Raw genomic sequence first — 20,643 nt, 5'->3', positions numbered from 1 at the left:
AGGTATCGGGATGACCTCCCAGCGAACCAGAGATCGCTTGATCGAACGTTTGACTGAACAGGGTATTACTGACAAAGCGGTGCTCAATGTAATCAGGGGAACCCCTAGACACATTTTCCTCGACGAAGCATTGTCACACCGAGCTTATGAAGATAGCTCTCTGCCGATTGGTTTTCAGCAAACTCTATCGCAACCCTATATTGTCGCCCGCATGACTGAGTTGCTATTGGCGCTGGGCCCCCGCGCTCGGGTGCTTGAGGTGGGTACCGGGTCGGGTTACCAGACCGCAATACTCGCGCAGATGGTGGAGCGCGTGTTCAGCGTTGAGCGGATTCGGCCATTACAAGAAAAGGCGCGTCAGCGACTGCGTCAACTTGGCTTACATAATGTGCATCTGCGTCATGCTGATGGTGGTATGGGCTGGAAAGACCGGGGTCCGTTTGACGCCATACTTTCGGCGGCCGCGCCGGAAGTCGTGCCAGCAGAATTATTGGAGCAACTCGCGGTTGGTGGGCGTCTTGTTATTCCCGTGGGGCCGGTGGGCAAGCAACAGTCTTTATACGTTTATGACAAGACCGAGACGGGGATTGAAGAGCAGTTAATCGAGCCGGTTCTATTTGTGCCGATGGTCTCGGGTGTTGTGGTTGCTTGAACGCATTTTTGAATATACCCGCTGGGTGAATAAGGATTAGTAATGAAGGGATTTTCTCCTGGGGTGTTTGTTCGCGGTATCGCTATGGGCGCCGCCGATGTGGTTCCGGGTGTGTCTGGTGGTACGATTGCGTTTATTACCGGCATATACGACGAGTTGATAGAAAGTCTTAAGTCTTGCAACCTAAAAGCTATTCAGCTGCTATTTAAGTCAGGTCCAGCGGCATGTTGGCTGCATATTAATGGTAGTTTTCTGCTTAGTTTAGTACTGGGTATTGTAGTCAGCGTAGTGTCTTTGGCTCGTCTGATCTCTTACGGTTTAGATGAGCACCCACTTCCCCTAGCAGCTTTGTTTTTTGGTTTGATTCTAGCTTCAGCGCTCATCGTTTTTCGACAAATCACTCACAGTCGCCGCCAAATTGGCTGGTTGCTCTTTGGGATTGTGTTTGCTGTGGCGATTGGAGAATTACGCCCTGCAGAGATTACTGCAACGCCATTGACCTTATTTCTTTCTGGCGCGTTGGCAATATGCGCGATGATCTTACCCGGGATATCCGGTAGTTTTATCTTGTTGTTGCTGGGTATGTACGAACCGGTGATTAGTGCAGTAAAGCATTTTGAGGTAGCTCCTCTGCTAAGTTTTGCCGCTGGCTGCGGTACTGGTTTGATGTTGTTTGTGCGCATACTGTCTTGGTTGATGCACCATCACCGGCCGAGACTGCTGGCAACATTGACGGGTATTCTATTGGGGTCATTGACAATTATTTGGCCCTGGAAGTTAAGCGCAGACGGGCAGCTATTGTCTGAATCACTCGCGCCCGGTTGGCATAATGTGATGCCTTGGGAGTATGCTAATCAAGCTGACTCGCAGCTACTGGTGTGTTCATTCATTGCCATTAGCGGGGTAATTTTGGTGTTATTTGTAGAACGAATAGCTAAAAGCCAGTGATTTTTAAGACTGTTTTTTTCTAACACTTCGGCTTGTAGGTATATAAAGTAATCAAAACAAGATTACTAATTGGTGGTCGTTAACGAGGCTTCTAATTTTAAGTGCAGTGCGGTGTTACTTCTTCGGCAAAAAAGGATAATTTTTGTGCTCATAAGGATGTATACATAATGACGATGCTGATGAAATTTTTCAGCATAATTGGCTTAATTATTAGTGTCACTGCGTGTACCACCAATGGCGGCTCCGCGCCTGTTTCTGATCGTTATAATCCTTCTGAGCGTCCCCCGCCATATTATGTAGTTAGCGCTGGCGATACCCTTTTTTCTATCGCATGGCGTTATGGCTTCAATGTTAAAGGGTTAGCGACTGCTAACAATTTGGCTTCGCCGTATACAATTTATCCAGGTCAAGCCCTAGTGTTGCAGGAAAGTACGCGTTCGATTGTGGCCGCCGCTAAGCCGGCTTCAAGCACTAAAAAGTCATCTGCTAATGCTTCTCGCGCGACGGCAAGCAAACCTACTGCGAGTGTAAAATCGCCAGTGACAAAACCGATTATTAAACCTGCACCGGTGATTGTGGGATCGGGAGAAGGCTGGCGCTGGCCGGTTACCGGTCCTTTGGTGCGCTCATTCGTGGCAACTGGGCAGGCTCATAAGGGTATTGATATTAAAGGTAAAATGGGCGAGCCTGTACGTGCTTCAAAGGCTGGCGTAGTGGTTTATTCGGGAAGTGGTTTGGTAGGTTATGGCAATCTATTAATTCTTAAACACTCTGATCGCTATTTAAGTGCTTACGGGCACAACCGACGTTTATTAGTCAAAGAGGGGGACAGCGTGAAGGCAGGAGCCGTTATTGCAGAATTGGGCGACAGCGGAACTGATTCACCAAAGGTACATTTTGAAGTTCGTATAGATGGAAAACCGGTTGATCCTCTAAGACTGCTTCCTAGGCGCTGAACGCCGTTGTAATAAGAAGAATGTCTTAAGTATCACCCAAGTCGAGTAATAACAGGAAAATAAGGATTCGACGATGCGGGTAGATGAAGAAAGTAATAACTATCGTTCAGGTTTAATTGAAATACATAATGACGCCGGCGAAGACGGTGTGCTTAGTACTAACAGTTCACGTAGGCCGGTACTTGATCCGGTTCTTAAATCAAGCAAGATAAAGCGTGCTCGACGACAGAGTAACGATCTCGATGCAACCCAGATGTACCTTAGCGAAATCGGTTTTTCCCCACTACTGAGTGCCGAGGAAGAAGTGCATTTTGCGCGGCTTGCCCGAAAAGGCGATGACGCTGGTCGAAAACGTATGATTGAAAGCAATCTGCGTTTGGTGGTAAAAATTTCCCGACGTTATTTAAACCGCGGCTTGAGTCTTCTGGATTTAGTTGAAGAGGGCAACCTCGGCTTAATTCGCGCCGTGGAAAAATTTGATCCTGAACGTGGTTTTCGTTTTTCTACTTATGCGACATGGTGGATTCGGCAGACCATTGAGCGCGGGATTATGAATCAAACTCGCACTATTCGCTTACCCATCCACGTTGTGAAAGAGTTAAATAGTTATTTGCGTGCTGAGCGAGAGTTAACTCAGAAATTGGATCATATGCCCTCACCGGAAGAGATGGCTGTGGCGCTTGACCGGCCGGTATCTGAAGCCAAGCGCTTATGCGGTCTTAAAGATCGGGTTGGCTCGGTAGATGTTCCGCTAGCGCAAGACTCCGATCAGGTTTTGCTCGATACCATCGCTGATACCCAAGCTTTGAATCCCAGTGATATTTTACAGGGCCAAGATTTATCTAGCAGTATTGATGAATGGTTAGATGAGCTTAGTGTGAAACAGCGCGAAGTCGTTGTACGCCGGTTTGGTTTGCGCGGTCATGAGTCTGCAACCCTAGAAGAGGTTGGTCGTGAAATTGGCTTGACGCGTGAGCGAGTCAGGCAAATTCAGGTCGAGGCTCTAAAGAGCATGCGGGTCTTGTTTGAAGAGAATGGCCTAAATGCAGCATCGCTATTTGCGGAAGACTTCAACTGACAATGTAGATGTAGACATAAAGACCTAAAAAAGCCCGCAGTTGCGGGCTTTTTTAGGTCTGCAAGCTTTATATCGCCTTGCGAGTTCTATCTTTCCAGATATTGCAGCTTGTCAGGTTTACCTGCCCATTCCTCTGAATCAGCCGGAGGGGCTTTCATTTCCGTGATATTTGGCCACACTTCTGAGAGTTCTGCGTTCAATTCCAAGAATACTTGCTGGTCATCTGGCAGCTCGTCTTCTGAGAATATCGCGTTCACCGGGCATTCTGGCTCGCACAATGCGCAGTCAATACACTCGTCAGGGTGAATAACAAGGAAGTTCGGGCCTTCGTAAAAACAATCTACCGGACAAACCTCAACACAATCTGTATGTTTGCACTTGATGCAATCTTCGCCTACAACAAAAGTCATTTTTGGTCAGCCCCTTTTAATCCTGACTTGGGTGGTAATTCTTAGAGCGGCGTATTGTAACACCAGTGAAAAAAATCGGTATAGTCTTAGTCTTAACAATAATTTATCTGTGCCTAATCGTTTTTACCCCTTAGCTGTATTTATGAGCGCTCAAGACAGCTTAGCTTTTAAAGCATATAGCAGTTCATGAGCCTGTCGCGGGCTTAGGTTGTCTGGATCAATGTCTTCAAGTGCCCCAATGACGGGGTGTTCCTCTGCGGGCGAGGAAAATAAATCTGTCTGCGGCCCGGCAGTGTTTAATTGTCCATGACCTATGGCTTGGTTTTCTAGTTGCTGGAGCTTTATTTTTGCGGCTTTGACGACGTCGGCCGGAATGCCGGCTAATTTTGCGACTTGCAAACCATAACTACGATTGGCTGGGCCTTCTTCCACGCGATGGAGAAAGACAATGTGGTCATTGTGCTCGGTAACACCTAAATGCACATTGGCTGCTTTGGGGTAGCTTTCGGGTAGCACGGTTAACTCAAAGTAATGGGTGGCAAAAAGGGTGAAGCCTTGGACACGGTCAGCCAAATCAATGGCGCAGGCCCAAGCGAGCGAGAGACCATCAAAGGTGCTGGTGCCGCGGCCTATTTCGTCCATGAGTATTAAGCTTTTATCTGTGGCGTTATGTAGGATATTGGCGGTTTCAGTCATTTCTACCATAAAGGTAGACCGCCCGCCGGCCAAGTCGTCAGATGAACCAATACGGGTAAAAATTTGGTCTACTAGACTCAGCGTCACGGCCTTTGCTGGGACGAAGCTGCCGATATGCGCTAGTAATACGATAAGCGCGGTTTGGCGCATATAAGTCGACTTACCGCCCATATTGGGGCCGGTAATAATCAGGGTGCGGCGCTCTTCTGCGAGCTTGAGGTCGTTAGCAATAAAGGGCTCATCAAGTACACTTTCAACGACGGGGTGTCGGCCTTGCACTATGTTGAGCATAGGAGCATCGCAAAATTCTGGCTGGCAGAGGTCCAGTTGCACGGCGCGCTCGGCCAAATTAGCAATGACGTCTAGCTCGCACAAGGCCTGTGAGGCTGTTTGTAGCTCATTCAACTCATCGTTTACGGCGTCTAGCAGCAATTCATAAAGGTGTTTTTCACGCGCTAGGGCTCGGCTCTTGCTGCTTAGAGCTTTGTCTTCGAAGGTTTTTAATTCTGGTGTTATAAATCTTTCGGCATTTTTTAGGGTCTGTCTGCGGATGTACTCGACGGGCGCTTGGGCCGCCTGAAGTTTACTGATTTCAATATAGTAGCCGTGCACGCGGTTATAACCGACTTTTAAGGTGCTGAGTCCGGTCTTTTCGCGCTCGCGGCGCTCCATCGCTAATAAGAACTCGCCGGCATCGCTGCTCAGACTGCGTAGCTCATCTAATTCCGTGTCGTAGCCTTCGGCAATAACTCCGCCATCTCTGAGTACAACCGGCGGGTTTTCTGCGACCGCGCGGGCTAGAAGGTCATCAAGTGCTGGAAACTCGCTAATCTCCCTACTCAATTTCAGCAGGTAGGGAATATCTAAAGGCTTGAGTTGGCTTTGCAGTAGTGGCAGTGTTGCCAAGGAGCGCTGTAATCGTGAAAGGTCTCTGGGGCGTGCTGAGCGCAGTGCGACCCTAGACAGGATGCGTTCTAAGTCGCCAATTTGTTTTAGGGTGTCTCGCACCGGCTCAAACTGATAGCCGTCAATAAGGCCGACAACCCCGCTTTGGCGCGCGCTAAGAATAGACTGCTTGCGCAGCGGGCGGTGCAGCCAGCGCCGCAGCAGGCGGCTTCCCATTGTGGTTTGGCAGCGGTCAAATACCGAGGCTAGAGTGTTTTCAATGCCACCGCCGAGATTGAGGTCTAGTTCTAAATTCCGCCGAGTGGCCGCATCCATTGCCACGGCGTCATCTCGAGATTCATGTTTAAGCTGACGAATATGGGGCAGGCCGCTGCGTTGGGTGTCCTTTACATATTGAAGTAAACAACCGGCAGCGCCGATGCCTTGACTCAAGGTGTCGCAGCCAAATCCGGCGAGGTCTTGCACGCCAAAGTGCTGGCAGAGCCCACGGCTGGCAGTGTCTACGTCGAACTCCCAAGGTGGCAGACGGCGCAGTCCCGCTAACTTGGGCATATCATCAATAACGAGGTCTTCGGAGATTAATAATTCCGCAGGGCGCAGGCGCTGCAATTCACTGATAAAGGCTGCGTGACTAGGCACTTCCAGTACTTGGAAGCGGCCGCTGCTCATATCCAAAACAGCAATGCCAATATGCTGGCCTTGCCCGCAAGCTGCTAGCAGTAGGGCGTCTTTGCGTTCGTCTAACAAGGCTTCGTCGCTGATTGTGCCCGGCGTAACAATTCTTGCCACAGCGCGCTCTACAGGTCCTTTGCTGGTAGCTGGGTCGCCAATTTGTTCACAAATCGCCACTGACCAGCCGCCTTTGACGAGCTTGGCAAGGTAGCCTTCTACCGCATGATAGGGCACACCGCACATGGGTATGGGATTGCCACCCGATTTTCCGCGAGCGGTTAAGGTAATGCCTAGAAGTTCGGATGCGCGCTTGGCGTCATCAAAGAAAAGTTCGTAAAAATCGCCCATGCGATAGAAAACGATTTCCTCGGGATGCTCAGCTTTTATCTTCAAATATTGCTGCATCATCGGCGTATGGCTGTCTATTGCTGCGCTGCTGATGTTGACGTTGATTGTCATAGTATTGCGATATGCCTTATTGGTTGCGCGCTAGTAAATAGAGCTGGTCATTGAGTAAGCTGCTTGGCCCTGCGTCATTACCATGAGTAATGCGCATGCAAAGCCACTGACCAAAGAGCGCAAGAATAACAAATCAGATAATAAACCACTATTGCGCTGCAGAGTTCTCTGCTAATTACTCGCGCTGGGCTGCCAAGGCTTTTGGGCCAAAAATATAGTATGGCGACTACCTTTGCCGGGGCGGGCGCGAACAGTGTGAATAGAGACTTTAAAGCGAGCCTTTTTGAGCCTGATTGCAAACATGCTGTCGGCGCCAGCAGACCAAATTGCCAGCATACCTTCGGGGCGTAGGGTGTTGGAGATTGCCTCCAAGCCGTCTTGGGAGTACAGCCAATTGTTATCGCTATGGGTTAAGCCTTCAGGGCCATTATCGACATCAAGTAATATTGCATCGTAGCTGTTAGGGCGGTTATCCAGGAGCTCTGCAACATCGCCGAGGTGGACTTTGGTGCGCGGGTCGCGCAAGGGGTGCTTTGCGCAGTCGCCTAAGGGGCCTTTATTCCATTCGATTACTTCTGGAATAAGCTCAGCGACGGTCACTTGCGCCGTCTCCGAAACCGCGTGCAAACTCGCCGCTAAGGTATAACCCATTCCGAGCCCACCTACCAGCACGTGAGCATCGGCTTTATTTTTTAGTGATGCGCAGCCGAGTTCCGCCAAAACTTGTTCAGAGTGATAGACTCGGCTGTTCATTAATTCGCCGCGAACACCGGATAAGCGAATGGAGAACTCGTCGTCGCGTCGCGAAAACTGCAGTTCACCACCGTCATGTGGTATTTGTGCGGTACCTAGTTTTTTCCAGGGAATCATAGAGGCTCTGTCAGGTGGCTAATTTAGCACTGGTATTTTAGGAGGCGAACTTTAGCACAGTTCGCCCTTGGGCGATGACTCAGAGCATGAAAGCTTATGAGGCGGGGCTTTGTGACCTAAAGTGAACTTCTCTGAAGAGGATATGACTGGCTCGGAAAGAAATTGCGATCGGGCATTGACAAGCACGCGGATAATACTGATCATATATACAGTTGTATGGCTTGTGATAGCTTTTAGCCATCGCCATTAAAATCAATCTCCACAAAGGGTAGAGAGCATATGGATCCTAATAAACAGAAAGCACTGGAGTCAGCGCTGGGCCAGATTGAGCGTCAGTTCGGTAAGGGTTCAATCATGAAAATGGGCGACAGCTCTCGGGAAGTGATGCCCTCAGTGTCGACGGGCTCCCTGGGTCTTGATATTGCCCTCGGCATAGGTGGCTTGCCCTACGGCCGGGTTGTGGAAATCTTCGGGCCTGAGTCCTCAGGTAAAACTACGCTATGTTTACAAGTGATGGCCGAAGCGCAAAAAGCCGGCAAAACAGTGGCGATTGTGGATGCAGAGCACGCGCTTGATCCTATTTATGCTGAGAAGCTGGGCGTTAACCTAGACGAGCTATTAGTGTCGCAGCCTGATACCGGCGAGCAAGCCCTAGAAATTACGGACATGTTAGTGCGTTCAGGTTCGGTTGACGTGATTGTTATTGACTCGGTTGCTGCGCTGGTACCAAAGGCTGAAATCGAAGGTGATATGGGCGACGCCCATGTTGGTCTGCAGGCACGCTTAATGTCACAGGCGTTACGTAAATTGACTGGTAGTATCAAACAGACTAATACGCTGGTTATCTTTATTAACCAAATTCGTATGAAAATTGGTGTCATGTTTGGTAACCCAGAGACCACCTCTGGTGGTAATGCGCTTAAATTTTATGCCTCTGTGCGATTAGATATTCGTCGCATCGGTGCGGTAAAAGAAGGCGAAGAGGTCACTGGTAACGAAACCCGTGTGAAGGTGGTTAAAAATAAGGTTGCGCCGCCGTTTAAGCAGGCTGAGTTCCAAATACTTTATGGCCGCGGTATTTATCGATTGGGAGAAGTCATTGATCTGGGTGTTAAGCTAGGTCTAGTAGATAAGTCTGGTGCCTGGTATGCCTATAAAGGGGATAAAATAGGCCAGGGTAAGGCGAATGCTGCTAAGTACCTGGCTGAAAATCCTGAGTCTGCTGCGGAGATTGAAGGCAAGATTCGGGAAGAATTACTACCAAAACCCACTGTTAAAAAAGTAGCTGATGCAGTGGAAGCTGAGTAAATTGATATGCAGCTAGGCAGAATGATTTTTCTGCTTAGCTGCTCTTCTAGACCGTATGGAAAGTTTTTTACTGCGGCTCGCTGTCCTCATCCGTTTCAATGCTGAGAGAAAAGGAACTTGCTTGTTCTTGCTTCTCTATTTCTTCAGCACTTCCCTCTGGTATACCACGGCTGCTACGCAGCTTTATTTGAAGCCGTAAGTTATTTGCCGAATCCGCATTTTTTAGGGCATCCTCAAAGGAGATTTTGCCGCTTTCGTAGAGTTTGAATAAGGCCGAGTCGAAGGTCTGCATGCCGGCATTTTCAGATTTACTCATAATCTCTTTAATCGTTTCTATCTCACCTTTGTGGATTGCCTGTGCAACCGTGGGTGTGCCTAGCAGGATTTCTATTGCCGCCGCCCGTTTGCCATCCTCAGTGGGTACTAAACGCTGTGAAACAAAGCATTTCAAGTTAAGTGATAAGTCGAGTAATAGCTGATTGCGCCTTTCCTCGGGAAAGAAGTTAATAATTCGATCCAGTGCTTGGTTGGCATTATTCGCATGGAGGGTAGAGATACACAGATGCCCGGTTTCAGCGAAGGCGAGGGCGTGCTCCATCGTTTCGCGATCGCGAATCTCGCCAATTAGGATTACGTCCGGGGCCTGTCTCAAGGTGTTTTTAAGAGCTTGGTGGAAACTTCGGGTATCCATGCCTATTTCACGTTGATTGATAATGCTGCGCTTATGCTTATGTAGAAATTCAATGGGATCTTCAATGGTAATAATGTGGCCGCTGCTATTGGTGTTGCGGTGGTCTATAAGGGCAGCGAGTGAGGTTGATTTTCCGGAGCCGGTCGCACCCACAAAGAGGACTAAACCGCGTTTAGTCATAATGACGTCTTTTAGAATAGGTGGTAGACCTAGCGCATCAACATTGGGGATGTCGGTGACGATATTTCGGGCAACCAGTGAGATTTCGTTGCGTTGTTTGAATATGTTTACCCTAAAGCGGCCGACGCGGGGAATATGGTAGGCCAAATTCATTTCTAATTCTTGCTCAAACTCTGCTACCTGCTCACTGTCCATCATGGCGTAGGCAATCGACTTTATTTCACCGGGAAGAAAGGGCTCTTTGCGGAGAGGCTTTAGCTTGCCATGAAATTTCGCACAGGGTGGCGCTCCAGTACTAAGAAATAGATCTGAACCGTCGTTTTTGGCTAGGATTGTTAGGTAATCGTCAAAGGTCATAGCTGCTTCTCGTAAACTGGCATTGATATTGTATTGTTATCATGAATGTCTAAAAAGTTCGGCCGGGTAGCGGCCTTATTCTTGTCTTTCTGTTCAAGCTAAAATAAATATTGATGTTCTCTTTAGACTAGCAGAATTTCTGTACTAAATTTGTTTAATCCTTGTCAATGAGTTCGGTCTGCGTATTACCGTCGGGCTGTGTGAGCATTCAGGCGGTAGTGTTCTTTGGCAAAGGGATCAGTGTCACCAAAAAATGATAGACTAGATGTCTCTAGGCTTGATTATCAAGTTGCAGATTAGTGTTCCATCGCTGAGGCAAAATATTAGGTTTTGCGGCGTATATATTGATTATTACGGCAGTCATTGCAATGCATAAAATTCTCCAAAATTTGAGAATGTCACTTAAAAGCGATTGGTTTTTTTATAGCTGCGTCTTACTCTATATTTCAGGTGCTTGGCTTATAACGCACTACTATGAGCTTGGCGATCGGTTTTCTATACTTATCTATATCAAGCTTGCATTGTTCCAGTTTATTCCATACGGAATGTTGTTTTACGCCGCCTATATCGTTTTCGTCATGATTAGAATCCGACCCAATAGATTGATGTCATATTTATACAACGACCTTTTGAATTGGCTCAAACGACCTTCTACTACACGGGGATGCTTGAGCCTATTAGTATTGTGCATATTCCTATCGGCAATGACGTCCTTCAAAGCAGTAATTCCTGAAATAAACTCATTTAGCTGGGACCCCTTGTTAGCGGATGTCGATAATATCATCCATGGTGGGTTTGCACCTTGGGAGCTTATCCATCCCTTGGTGTCTTGGGCACTCATTACTCGTATTGTCGATATCGTTTATGGCTTGTGGTTTATTGTCATGATGACATTTGTAGTTTGGTTTTTGTTTTCTTCTAATAATGATGTGCTTCGTAAACGATTTATGAGTAGTTATATCTTGTGCTGGATAATAAATGGCAGTGCGCTTGCGGTCTTGTTCTCATCAGTAGGTCCCGCTTTCTATGCGCAGGCATATCCTGATCTTATAAATCCGTTTTACGCATTGATGAATTATCTTCACAGTAGCAATGTTGAATATCCTATTTTGGCTTTACAGGCTCAGGAACAGCTGTGGACACTTTATCAAAATTCTACGCTGAGCCCGGCGGCGGGAATATCCTCCATGCCAAGTATGCATGTTTCGGTGGCGACTCTTATCTTAATAATAAGTTGGCGGACTAAGAGAGTGATGCCGCGAATATTTTCTAGTGTGTTCTTTGTTATGATACTAATTGGATCAGTACACCTTGCCTGGCATTACGCCATTGACGGCTATTTGGCGATAATGGTGACCGTACTAGTTTGGAAATGTAGCCAATATCTAACCCGCAATATGCCAGAGTAGCCCCGTATAATTTGTAGTGACGGGCCACCGTTTTGGCTAGTGCCCCGGTTGTTAGTAATTTTATAGTGGTAATTAATTTGTTAGTCTCACCTTGTCGTTCTCACAGGTCAGTGCGGCGCCTACTTCGGCGTTGGCTAAGGAGACACCAAGCGTATCCAGTAGCTCGTTTACCAAGGGGTCTAAGACAGGAGATAGCGCGGCGGCTAGAATGCCATTAATATCGGAAACCAAGGTGCTAGCGGTAGCTCCAACTAGACTGAGTACGCCACCTAGTAAGTTCCCGTTGCTAGGCTCATAGAACTGCAATTCAACGCCGGTAAGTGTGCTAGCTATACTTGCTACCGGGTCGTCAGCAGAAAACGCCTGAAAGGAATTTTCAATATCGGCTTTCACATCGGGTAAATACGTGTCATCTGGGTTATTTTCAAACGTTGCTAAACTCTCTGGCCCGTCGCCAAGGATTGTTGTGTCTAACTTGAGGCCGATTCCGCCGCCCGCAAATGCTTGTCTATCAGCTAACGCTTTGTCTGAAGTCCAGCCAGCCCCACGCTGATACTGGTAACTGCATCCGAAGATAATGACACAGGTTTTTCTTACGCGAATGGTACCAATATCGATTAGGGGTATTGGATCTACTGTTAATGGATCACTAGAAAATACATTGCTAGAAGCATCTTCGGTATCTGTGCCGAACTGTCCCAGCGCGACCGAGGCTACCGAGGTCGACACGTCGGCGTTCAAGATTTTAGTGCCATCCATATCGCAGTCTGCATCGATAAGGCGAGCTTCGCCACTACCAGCAGTAATGGCAATATCAATTCGCGGCGAGGCCAGAATTTGAATATCAACCTGATCCTTTTCATCAACGCATGTGACAAGACATAAGATATCGCCAAGCGCTCCGATTAAATTGAGCGAAAGAAGGCTATTAACAACATTGCTTACATCGGAGACGAGGGGTGCCGACAGTAAGGCGGTGAGATTATTCAGTAGGGCTCCCACAATCGGCAAATCAAGTGAAACAAAGGCTTTTACTTGTGCGGTATCCACATAAATAGCATTGTTGCCGTAGGGGTCGACCGCCGCAAGGTCTGGGTTGCCAATAGCGGTTTGGGCTGGCTCGGTGACTTTTAGGCGAACCGTCGCGTCAGCAATACCAAGGGCGACGTCAACGTCGGCAGCAATACTACTGTTGCTATTGGCGAGCTGAATACTACTTTCAACTAACTGCATTAGCGGTAGATTAACATCCAGTGAGGTCTTGGAAGCATCATTTTGTATCGCTAAAATCTCGGCGAGATTTATATTTGGTGTCGCCAGCGGAATATCTGCAGATATTGATTCTAAGGCGCTAACTGCCACTGCACTTGCCCCGTCGGCACTCAATACATTGGCGCCAACGTCGAGTAGATCCGCTAGACTAATACTGCTAGTGAGGAGACTGTCGTAGTCCCCAGCGGTTACGCCAACTTCGGATGCTAGTGCATCGAAGTAACTGAGAAGATTAATATTGGTGTCAATTAGGCTTTCCCAATCGCCAACCGTCAAATTTAAGGTGGTTCCGAGGAGTCCGCCTAAAACCGAGTTTAGTAAACCGCCGTCTACGGTAGCGATACTAGAACGGATTGATAGTAGGGCGGTTGGCTCGCATGCCTTGGCGGTTGCGCTTGCGCTCAGATTGACTGTGTTGTCGTCGCTGGGAAGTAATTGTTCAAATAGTGAGGCGGGCACACCATAGGACAGCACAACCGTGACAGCGTTTCCATTTCTGGTCACAACGACGCCACTGTTAGTATCATTGCCTCGGAAATCATTTCGACTAGCAGACAGCACGTTCATATCCGCTATCGTTAACGACTCAACATCTAGTGAATGATCCCGACAATAGAGTAGTGCGGTCTCCATTGCGGCTAGATCAGCATTTTTTTGCAAGGAGCGCTTTTCTAAATACAGGCGCCCGGTGTCGGTAACTACAGCGACAAAAGTTAGTAAACTCAGCATCATTAACACCGCGAATAGTGTTGTTACTCCGCGCTGATAATGAGGTAGCCTGTCTCGTGTAAGTCGCTGTGCTTGCATGCTAGTTACTCTTCCGTGAACGTGTCTGAACTAAAGCGCTCTGGTATGGGTCTCGAGAAGCTTTTCACGTAACGCTCGTAAATTTGTGTGTTCACTTTGCCGCTCAGGTATTGTTCCTCGGTGCTCGCATTTTGCCCTGATCGTTGCACGTCAAGTAAACGGTGGGTCGCTGTTTGCGGCGTGGTGTTCGGCGTGTAAATAACCTCTGGCTCAGCAAAGGCGGTGGCTGAAAGCACAGAAGCTGATAGTAAAAGCATTGCTGGTAAAATTTTCATAGTGGAGCTCCTTTTTTGAAGTTATTGCTTCCAGCGAGTACTGGTTCTTTAAAAGCGTTAGCTTGGGCAAGTAAATTGCGGAATTCTGATGACGGAATGTCGTTATTCTTCGCCATGCGAAGGGCCGTTCGGCTGTCACCGTCTAAAATCAGGCTCATAACCATATTGCGAATGGCAACCGGGTGGCCTGGTTGTAACTGGAGCGCGGTCATAAACTCACGTTGCGCTCCCTTAAAGTTCTTATGCGCTAGTAAAATAAAGCCGTAATCATTGCGAATGTCGGCATTGCTGGGTGCTAGGCGGCGCGCTTTAAGCATTTGTTGGTGCGCCTGTGGAATATCACCACGGGTCGCTAAGATCTTCGCCATACCGGCGTGGCCAAAGGCGGCCATGCAGCTTAGGCTTAAATTGCGGTAACTTGTGTATGCCTCATCTAGCATGCCGGTATTGCGCTGAGCTTCGGCACGCAGCCTTAATACTCTCGGTGAGCTATCTGGCGCCTTCTCAAGATACGCTAGTGCCGAGTAGTACTGCTTTTCAGTTATCTGTTGTTCGATTAAATCGAGGGTGACACTTTCTTCCTTGCTAATCGGTACATTGCAATTACTAGCTGAAACTTGTTTAGTCGCAGGCATATTGGCACAGCCGCTAGTAATGATCAGCGCGATGAAACAAACTGAGGCAGATAATTTATTCACGTAAAACTCCTTCCTTAGTTGCCGAGATTACCTAGTGCCAGTGAAATTGACATAAGGGCTGGCCCGGCTACTACGATTAAAAGGGCAGGGAATAGAAATACCATCATGACTAGGGACATCTTTCCTGACATCTTGTTAACTTGCTCTTGTAGGTCTAGCTTTCTGCGGTTTTGGAGCAGTTTGTAGAGCTCGTCGAGTGCTTTATCTATGCTGCCACCGGTGATTGCTTGCTGGCGAACAACAATTAGGTATTCTTTGAAACCCTCAGCATTTGTGCATCCGATAAGCTCATACAATGATTCTTCCTGGCTCTGTCCGGATTCAATTTTATTTACAGCGAGCTGCAATTCCTGCGAGCAAGTCGGCGCTAAATTGCGGAGTTGATCGCATATAATCGCCAGTGTTTTTGGTAGTGATAAGCCCACGCGCCATAGCATCCTTGTTGTTTGCACCAGTATCAGGGTTTCTTGGTTAAGTTTCTCTTGGCGACTCTCTGCGATTTTCTTTAGGAAGAAATACGCCGAGTAAACCAACAACACAAAACCTGCTGTAATGACGAGTAGTATGGTTGTTGCGGGGGTGCCATTGAAATATGTATATATACCAAGACAGGTAGCTGTGCAGATAATCGCAATGAGTGTTATGGATATTGCATTAACTTGCTGCTGGGTGTTCAGCAATCCAGCGCGTCTTAATAGTTGAGACAAAGATGCTATGTGGGTGTTCTCTTCCCGTAACTGGCGCCACATATCTTTTGAGCTAAATTCAAATTCTGCTGGTTTTCCAGATGATGCTGTCTCTACGTGCGCAATAGCCAGCAGCAATACGGGAGCTGTACAGAGTATCACCGCGCCGATAATGTAATAGAGGTGGTGTGCTTCCATGTTAATTCTCCTTATGCCCCAATTGATCGAATCATGCGCCACAAAACAATAACCCCAAGCACTTGCATGACAATGGCTATAATTAATGTTTGTTGACCGCCTGCGCTGTTCCACATATCCGTTAGGAACTTAGGGTTATTAAAAAAGGTGTAGGCTGCAATGCCAGGCGGCAAGGCGGCAAGAATCGCAGCCGTCACTCTGGTTTCGCCTGTCATTGCGCTGAGCTCTCTTTTTCCGGAGTCCTGCATTCTTAGAATATCGACGATGTCATCGAGAATTGAGCGGATACTGCCACCGTATTGTTCATTAATACGTAAGGCGGTTGCCAGTACATCAAATTCACTCAACTGGTTAACACGTGCTTCGCGTTCAAACGCTTGATGAAGATCGTAACCGTAGTGGACACGGCGAACGATTCGTCTCATGACCGTACCAAGTGGACGCTCCAGTGTTTCTACCGAATCGGCAAAGGCGTTTTCCACTGAAATACCCGCGGAGAGCCGGCGCGTGACCTGATTAATAAATGAGGGTAGCTGGCTTAGCATTTTTGCGCGGCGCTGCGCGCCAATAATTTTCACCATTGAATACGCAGTAAATAAAACTCCTGCAGCGGCGAGGACGCCAAGTTTCAAGGGCAGGATAAGTAAACTTAGGGCGATTCCCGTAACGGTGATAGCTATCGCGCCATAGACAATGGTCGGTGGTAATTCAACGCCATTGCTACCCAGGTAGTTCTCTAGTGCCGCGGGTAGCTGAGAGCCTGCATCTGCTACTATTTCGTTTTCTGGGGTGGCTGCTTCTGATTCCCCGCCGATAAGCATAATTACCACGAAGGCCAATCCGGCTAGAAGTAAAGCGAGTGCGATCCATAACATAGCGTATTTCCTTAAGCTCAGACCTTGGCTAAATCGGGGGCGCGAGCTGAGCTCTTAGTACCATCAACGCGCAGAACTTTCCGGCTTGCGTCATCGTATATAAATATATCTTTCAGCGTCAGCTCGTTATTTATCACATGCAGTTCAGAGATTTGCAGCACACAGCGGCGTCCGTCAGCTTTGCGGCCAATGTGTACAATCAAGTCGAGTGCACTGCCAATCATTTTTAAAATTAACTCACCGCTTCCCTTGAACCCTGATATTCCCACCATCATTTCCAAGCGGGTGATCGCGTCGCGCGCTGAGTTCGCGTGTACCGTACTCATGGAGCCATTGTGTCCAGTGTTCATCGCCTGTAAAACGTCGAGTATTTCGCCTCCGCGACTCTCGCCGACAATGATGCGGTCTGGGCGCATACGGAGGGAGTTTTTAACGAGTTCTCTCGCGGTGATTTCCCCTACGCCTTCGTTATTTTCTGGACGTGTTTCTAAGCGAACGACGTGGCCGTTACGAAGCTGAAGCTCGGCGGCATCCTCGATAGTCACAATCCGCTCTGTGCCGGGGATAAATTGACTAAGTATATTGAGTAGCGTGGTTTTACCTGAGCCAGTTGCGCCGCTAATTAGAATATTAGTTCGGTTGGCAACGGCATTGGTGAGATATTCGAGTACGTCCTCACTGATTGAGCCTGTTGCTAGGAGTTCTTGCGCAGTAAGTGGATCCTTACGAAATTTACGAATTGAAAGGCAGGGGCCGTCGAGGGCGAGTGGAGGCACAATGGCATTGATACGGCTGCCATCTGCAAGTCGTCCATCAACAATGGGACTAGATTCGTCAATACGGCGTCCCAGTGGTGAAATCATGCGGCGAATAACTCGTAGCACGTGGCGATTATCCAGAAAGCGCATGTCGGCTTTTTCAAGCACGCCATCGCGTTCAACATAGATATTACGTGGACCATTAATTAATATGTCATTAATACTTGGGTCATCTAGTAGACTTTGCAGAGGACCAAAACCAACAATTTCATTTAATAGATGTTTTTCTAATGACAGAAAGGTTTCCCGATCAATTGTCGCTTCATAAATTCGGCAGTACTGACGGATATAGGCGGAAATAGCCTCCTCAAGCTTTTTCTGATTATCATCGTAAATAATTTTGTCATCTTCAATTCTATCAATAACAAACTTATGCATATCTGACTTCAGTTTTTCATAATCGTCAGTAGGTGCGACTGGCTTACTTGGTGTTCTGCGGTCTATGAGTCTCATGACGGAATACCTAATAATCAGTTAGAAAAGCCGACGCCGGCTTCTGGCGAAGGTTGTGACTTTGATGTTTTTGAACCCTTTTGCGGATTCCCAAATAACATGCTGGTAAACGATGGCGTGTAATCTTGATAGATCTCCCCTGGCAACTCTTTAAGCACAGTATTTCTGGCCATCGGTTTTACCAAGTGGGGTGTCACCACCATTACAAGCTCTTTATCGTCTTGCTCAAATCGAGTAGAGCGGAAGAGGGCGCCAAGAATGGGAATGTCGCCAAGTCCGGGTATTTTGTCGGCGTTGTTATAGGTATTACGAGTTACAAGACCACTGATAATAAAACTTTCACCAGGAGCAAGTTGAATCGTGGTGTCTGTGCGGCGGACCCGTAAAGCCGGCACCGAAACACCACTGGCTTGCACGCCGCTGCTGAAGTCTAGGTCGCTCACTTCAGGCGCGACTTTAAGCATAATACTGTTTTCGCTTAGTATGGTCGGTGTCAGGCGAAGGCGGACGCCAAACTCTTTAAACTCAATTTGTACTTGGCCCTCGTTATTTGCCACCGGGTAGGGGAACTCACCGCCGGCTAAGAAACTTGCTGTTTGCCCCGACAGGCTAACTAGCGAGGGCTCGGCCAAGGTGTAAGCATAGCCATTTTGTTGCAGAGCATTGACGGCAGCGCTAAAGTTTTTGCCGGCATGGCCGATTAGAATGGACGATGAGTTGCCGGTGGTTGTCAGTCCACTCATTAATGAAACAATATCGCTAATACCAGAAATAGAAGGTATTAAACTTGCAGAACCCAGGGCCAGTGCAGTGTCACCTCCTGCGTAAGCTAAGGCGCTGCCAATTTGTTTTAACTGTGAGCGGCTGTATTCGATAATCCGAATATCAGTTTGAACCTGAACCGCGCCTTCTTGGACCGTATTGTCTACGACATTCGCACCTGCAGACATCATGAGCTGGTCGTGCTGGCTAAGTGATTGGGTTTTACCCCGCAGAACGATCTTGTCGCCTACGGCATCTACAGCAATACCCTGGGTCGTTGAACTAGCCATATCGGGTACTACGTCAATTTTGAAGGTGGTGGGTTCACCACTACCTTGCCAAAGTAAAAGCTGGGTAGAGCCAATTTGCTTTGCAGTCAGCAAAAATTGCTTTGAATTGAGCACTTTTAAACTCGCGATGGCGGGGTTGCCTATCGCGCTTCGTTTAACGCTGTGCTGTGTAGTCAAGGCCTGCTGTTCGCCCGTCGTCATACGCAGTGTTTTGTATGGGCTGGCTTCGGCGACGGTGACGAGCGCAAGCAGCAAGCTGAATATAAATCCTTTTTTCATTTTGGATACTCCGTTTATGCCTTGGGTTTCGCTCGCTTTCATTATTTGCGTACCGTAATAGTTTCTACAGAATCACCGCTATACACATACACCGATTTAGGTGGTGGTGACGGTTTCAATCCAGTAACGTCGCGAATGAATGCAGTTCGGTCGGCGTCACTCATGTGCTTGCTAAGAGTTTGCTGTGAATCAGTGGGGTTCAGCTGATCAGCTTTGGTGGAAGCCATATCTGCTTCGCCTACTACTACTAAGCGCAGCTCTCCACTTTCTTCGGCTAGTGTTATAACCGGAATATCTTCCAAGGCAATTTCAAGAACCGCCGATCGACTACTTTTTCCGGATTCTTTCTCGGCTTTCGCCGAAGACTTTTTCTTGCCCTCGGAGACCTCAATATTTTTGTCGTTGCGCTCAACATCGGTACCGAATGCTATGAGTCGAATATTCTGAAGTAGACGACGTGACATACTTTTGTTGTAGGTGTCTTTGGATGCCCTAGCGGTGAAAATAATGTCAACTCGATCCCCTGGTTGTAAAAAACCGCCGGCGCTTGATGCTTCATTCACCTTAATAGACAGTGCGCGGTAGCCGGGATTTATATGCGGAGCCAAGGTACTTTGCTTTTCAAAATCACTGCTCCGAATCACTGCGCCCACAGCAACCTTAGACTCTAGTTTCTTGTTTATTATATCGGCGACCTTGGTGTAGCTGCCGTCAACAAGTAGTGGGTAGGGGATAAGCTGTATGTCTTCGGCAGTAATGATTTCGCCTTTGTTCATACTACGGTTTGCAATAAGTAGCTTTTGCGCGTAGGCAAAATTACTTTGTTCTGCCGCACTTGTTTGTATTTGTGACGTTGGTCGACTCTTGGATGAGTCTTCCTGACTTATTTTGTAGCCAATTATCCCCATGAATACCGCGCTGATAATTAGCAGCGCCGCGATAATTTTTAAAGTCCTTGCTTGCATAGTCGTATCCCTAAAAGATCAATAAACGTCTGTTCTAGTTGCTACCGCAGTCTTGAACTCAATACTAAGCATTGTGTAATAGTGATTCTATTGTGGCTGATACGTATGAGGCCTGCGGCTTGTATCCAGGAAGTAAGCGGGGGCTTAAATATATACTTACTAAGGAGTACCGCCACTGATCACTAAAAAAGGAGTGTGGCTCTACCGGTTAGCATATCGGGGAGGGTGGGTAGCTTCCCAAAGCCGGGCATGGTTATACCGTCGAGTAACGGTAAAGAGGAAACTGACACTTCACACAAAATTCCATCTAGCGCGGGTGAGCCGTCGAGAGGTGCAGATGCGTCTCTGCAGTTGCTAGTCCAGCTTAATGAGCCTGGAGCGTAGATTAAGAGTCCATCGACCGGGTCTTTCTTAAGGCGAACAGTGCCAATAGCGTTGATTTCGGCCTCCCATTCTGCTGTGGTTTCACAGTCTTCACAAACGAGTGCGGCGCGAAGTACCTCTTCGCTTGAATAAGTGAAGTTTTGGACCAACAGAAATGCCAAGCCGTACACAATAATGGCATAGCAGATAATAAAGAGGACTGGGAAAATGAAGACGAACTCTATGGCAACAGCACCTTTTTGCCGCTGCTGAATCGAGCGATAAAAGTTGTGGTTTACCATTGTCGTGC

19 protein-coding genes are annotated in these 20,643 nt (G+C 47.8%); 6 read left to right on the top strand and 13 right to left on the bottom strand.

Annotated elements, in window-relative coordinates; genetic code table 11:
• The first annotated feature begins 10 nt into the window (after positions 1-10).
• From AB4875_RS11650 to rpoS, 4 genes are all read left to right on the top strand, one after another.
• Positions 11-652, top strand: coding sequence for a protein-L-isoaspartate(D-aspartate) O-methyltransferase (locus AB4875_RS11650; RefSeq protein WP_368377079.1), 642 nt, complete (start codon positions 11-13; stop codon positions 650-652).
• Between the two features lie 42 nt (positions 653-694).
• Positions 695-1,600, top strand: a complete 906-nt coding sequence (locus AB4875_RS11645) for a DUF368 domain-containing protein (protein WP_368376225.1) — start codon at positions 695-697, stop codon at positions 1,598-1,600.
• A gap of 101 nt (positions 1,601-1,701) precedes the next feature.
• Positions 1,702-2,556, top strand: coding sequence for a peptidoglycan DD-metalloendopeptidase family protein (locus tag AB4875_RS11640; RefSeq protein WP_368376224.1), 855 nt, complete (start codon positions 1,702-1,704; stop codon positions 2,554-2,556).
• A gap of 73 nt (positions 2,557-2,629) precedes the next feature.
• Positions 2,630-3,634, top strand: coding sequence for an RNA polymerase sigma factor RpoS (gene rpoS, locus AB4875_RS11635; protein WP_368376223.1), 1,005 nt, complete (start codon positions 2,630-2,632; stop codon positions 3,632-3,634).
• A gap of 86 nt (positions 3,635-3,720) precedes the next feature.
• Here rpoS and fdxA read toward each other — a convergent pair whose 3' ends face one another.
• From fdxA to AB4875_RS11620, 3 genes are all read right to left on the bottom strand, one after another.
• Positions 3,721-4,044: a ferredoxin FdxA gene (gene fdxA, locus AB4875_RS11630; RefSeq protein WP_368376222.1), complete on the bottom strand. Its 324-nt coding sequence runs from the start codon at positions 4,042-4,044 to the stop codon at positions 3,721-3,723.
• Positions 4,045-4,194: 150 nt separating this feature from the next.
• Positions 4,195-6,777: a DNA mismatch repair protein MutS gene (mutS, locus tag AB4875_RS11625; RefSeq protein WP_368376221.1), complete on the bottom strand. Its 2,583-nt coding sequence runs from the start codon at positions 6,775-6,777 to the stop codon at positions 4,195-4,197.
• Between the two features lie 171 nt (positions 6,778-6,948).
• The gene (locus tag AB4875_RS11620; RefSeq protein WP_368376220.1) at positions 6,949-7,647 is read right to left on the bottom strand and encodes a spermidine synthase; all 699 of its coding nucleotides are present in this window, start codon (positions 7,645-7,647) and stop codon (positions 6,949-6,951) included.
• A 279-nt stretch (positions 7,648-7,926) separates the two neighbouring features.
• Between AB4875_RS11620 and recA the strand changes: the two genes are divergently transcribed.
• The gene (gene recA, locus AB4875_RS11615) at positions 7,927-8,955 is read left to right on the top strand and encodes a recombinase RecA (protein ID WP_368376219.1); all 1,029 of its coding nucleotides are present in this window, start codon (positions 7,927-7,929) and stop codon (positions 8,953-8,955) included.
• A 67-nt stretch (positions 8,956-9,022) separates the two neighbouring features.
• Here the strand turns inward: recA and AB4875_RS11610 are convergent, their stop codons facing one another.
• Positions 9,023-10,183 carry a PilT/PilU family type 4a pilus ATPase gene (locus AB4875_RS11610; RefSeq protein WP_368376218.1) on the bottom strand — a complete coding sequence of 387 codons (1,161 nt, stop codon included), beginning with the start codon at positions 10,181-10,183 and terminating at the stop codon, positions 9,023-9,025.
• A 668-nt stretch (positions 10,184-10,851) separates the two neighbouring features.
• Here AB4875_RS11610 and AB4875_RS11605 point away from each other — a divergent pair.
• Complete coding sequence (locus AB4875_RS11605; RefSeq protein WP_368376217.1) at positions 10,852-11,592, top strand: phosphatase PAP2 family protein; 741 nt, start codon at positions 10,852-10,854, stop codon at positions 11,590-11,592.
• Between the two features lie 72 nt (positions 11,593-11,664).
• Here AB4875_RS11605 and AB4875_RS11600 read toward each other — a convergent pair whose 3' ends face one another.
• The 9 genes from AB4875_RS11600 to AB4875_RS11560 all read right to left on the bottom strand — a co-directional run bounded on the left by AB4875_RS11600 (position 11,665) and on the right by AB4875_RS11560 (position 20,635).
• Positions 11,665-13,671 (bottom strand): pilus assembly protein TadG-related protein, encoded by a 2,007-nt coding sequence (locus AB4875_RS11600; protein ID WP_368376216.1) that lies wholly within the window; start codon positions 13,669-13,671, stop codon positions 11,665-11,667.
• 5 nt (positions 13,672-13,676) lie between these two features.
• The gene (locus tag AB4875_RS11595; protein ID WP_368376215.1) at positions 13,677-13,946 is read right to left on the bottom strand and encodes a DUF3613 domain-containing protein; all 270 of its coding nucleotides are present in this window, start codon (positions 13,944-13,946) and stop codon (positions 13,677-13,679) included.
• Positions 13,943-14,644 (bottom strand): tetratricopeptide repeat protein, encoded by a 702-nt coding sequence (locus tag AB4875_RS11590; protein WP_368376214.1) that lies wholly within the window; start codon positions 14,642-14,644, stop codon positions 13,943-13,945. The genes AB4875_RS11595 and AB4875_RS11590 overlap by 4 nt, the downstream gene beginning before the upstream one ends.
• 14 nt (positions 14,645-14,658) lie before the next feature.
• The gene (locus AB4875_RS11585; RefSeq protein WP_368376213.1) at positions 14,659-15,528 is read right to left on the bottom strand and encodes a type II secretion system F family protein; all 870 of its coding nucleotides are present in this window, start codon (positions 15,526-15,528) and stop codon (positions 14,659-14,661) included.
• Positions 15,529-15,539: 11 nt separating this feature from the next.
• Positions 15,540-16,403, bottom strand: coding sequence for a type II secretion system F family protein (locus AB4875_RS11580; protein ID WP_368376212.1), 864 nt, complete (start codon positions 16,401-16,403; stop codon positions 15,540-15,542).
• Positions 16,404-16,420: 17 nt separating this feature from the next.
• Positions 16,421-17,674 carry a TadA family conjugal transfer-associated ATPase gene (locus AB4875_RS11575; RefSeq protein ID WP_368376211.1) on the bottom strand — a complete coding sequence of 418 codons (1,254 nt, stop codon included), beginning with the start codon at positions 17,672-17,674 and terminating at the stop codon, positions 16,421-16,423.
• Positions 17,675-17,691: 17 nt separating this feature from the next.
• Positions 17,692-19,005, bottom strand: coding sequence for a type II and III secretion system protein family protein (locus tag AB4875_RS11570; RefSeq protein WP_368376210.1), 1,314 nt, complete (start codon positions 19,003-19,005; stop codon positions 17,692-17,694).
• A 41-nt stretch (positions 19,006-19,046) separates the two neighbouring features.
• On the bottom strand, positions 19,047-19,970 hold the full coding sequence (gene cpaB, locus AB4875_RS11565; protein WP_368376209.1) for a Flp pilus assembly protein CpaB: 924 nt from the start codon (positions 19,968-19,970) through the stop codon (positions 19,047-19,049).
• Between the two features lie 182 nt (positions 19,971-20,152).
• On the bottom strand, positions 20,153-20,635 hold the full coding sequence (locus AB4875_RS11560; protein WP_368376208.1) for a TadE/TadG family type IV pilus assembly protein: 483 nt from the start codon (positions 20,633-20,635) through the stop codon (positions 20,153-20,155).
• Positions 20,636-20,643 lie beyond the last annotated feature (8 nt).

The sequence above is a fragment of the Zhongshania sp. R06B22 genome, from assembly GCF_040892595.1.
Lineage (GTDB): Bacteria > Pseudomonadota > Gammaproteobacteria > Pseudomonadales > Spongiibacteraceae > Spongiibacter > Spongiibacter arctica.
Note: the sequence above shows the minus strand (reverse complement) of the source record. Positions and strands in the feature narration are given on the sequence as shown.

Excerpts from the sequence above, each read along its gene's own strand:
- fdxA (WP_368376222.1), bottom strand. The coding sequence starts at position 4,044 with ATGACTTTTGTTGTAGGCGAAGATTGCATCAAGTGCAAACATACAGAT.
- mutS (WP_368376221.1), bottom strand. The coding sequence starts at position 6,777 with ATGACAATCAACGTCAACATCAGCAGCGCAGCAATAGACAGCCATACG.
- AB4875_RS11570 (WP_368376210.1), bottom strand. The coding sequence starts at position 19,005 with ATGAAAAAAGGATTTATATTCAGCTTGCTGCTTGCGCTCGTCACCGTC.
- AB4875_RS11610 (WP_368376218.1), bottom strand. The coding sequence starts at position 10,183 with ATGACCTTTGACGATTACCTAACAATCCTAGCCAAAAACGACGGTTCA.
- AB4875_RS11580 (WP_368376212.1), bottom strand. The coding sequence starts at position 16,403 with ATGTTATGGATCGCACTCGCTTTACTTCTAGCCGGATTGGCCTTCGTG.
- AB4875_RS11585 (WP_368376213.1), bottom strand. The coding sequence starts at position 15,528 with ATGGAAGCACACCACCTCTATTACATTATCGGCGCGGTGATACTCTGT.
- AB4875_RS11650 (WP_368377079.1), top strand. The coding sequence starts at position 11 with ATGACCTCCCAGCGAACCAGAGATCGCTTGATCGAACGTTTGACTGAA.
- recA (WP_368376219.1), top strand. The coding sequence starts at position 7,927 with ATGGATCCTAATAAACAGAAAGCACTGGAGTCAGCGCTGGGCCAGATT.
- AB4875_RS11620 (WP_368376220.1), bottom strand. The coding sequence starts at position 7,647 with ATGATTCCCTGGAAAAAACTAGGTACCGCACAAATACCACATGACGGT.
- cpaB (WP_368376209.1), bottom strand. The coding sequence starts at position 19,970 with ATGCAAGCAAGGACTTTAAAAATTATCGCGGCGCTGCTAATTATCAGC.
- AB4875_RS11560 (WP_368376208.1), bottom strand. The coding sequence starts at position 20,635 with ATGGTAAACCACAACTTTTATCGCTCGATTCAGCAGCGGCAAAAAGGT.
- AB4875_RS11595 (WP_368376215.1), bottom strand. The coding sequence starts at position 13,946 with ATGAAAATTTTACCAGCAATGCTTTTACTATCAGCTTCTGTGCTTTCA.
- AB4875_RS11645 (WP_368376225.1), top strand. The coding sequence starts at position 695 with ATGAAGGGATTTTCTCCTGGGGTGTTTGTTCGCGGTATCGCTATGGGC.
- AB4875_RS11600 (WP_368376216.1), bottom strand. The coding sequence starts at position 13,671 with ATGCAAGCACAGCGACTTACACGAGACAGGCTACCTCATTATCAGCGC.
- AB4875_RS11575 (WP_368376211.1), bottom strand. The coding sequence starts at position 17,674 with ATGAGACTCATAGACCGCAGAACACCAAGTAAGCCAGTCGCACCTACT.
- rpoS (WP_368376223.1), top strand. The coding sequence starts at position 2,630 with ATGCGGGTAGATGAAGAAAGTAATAACTATCGTTCAGGTTTAATTGAA.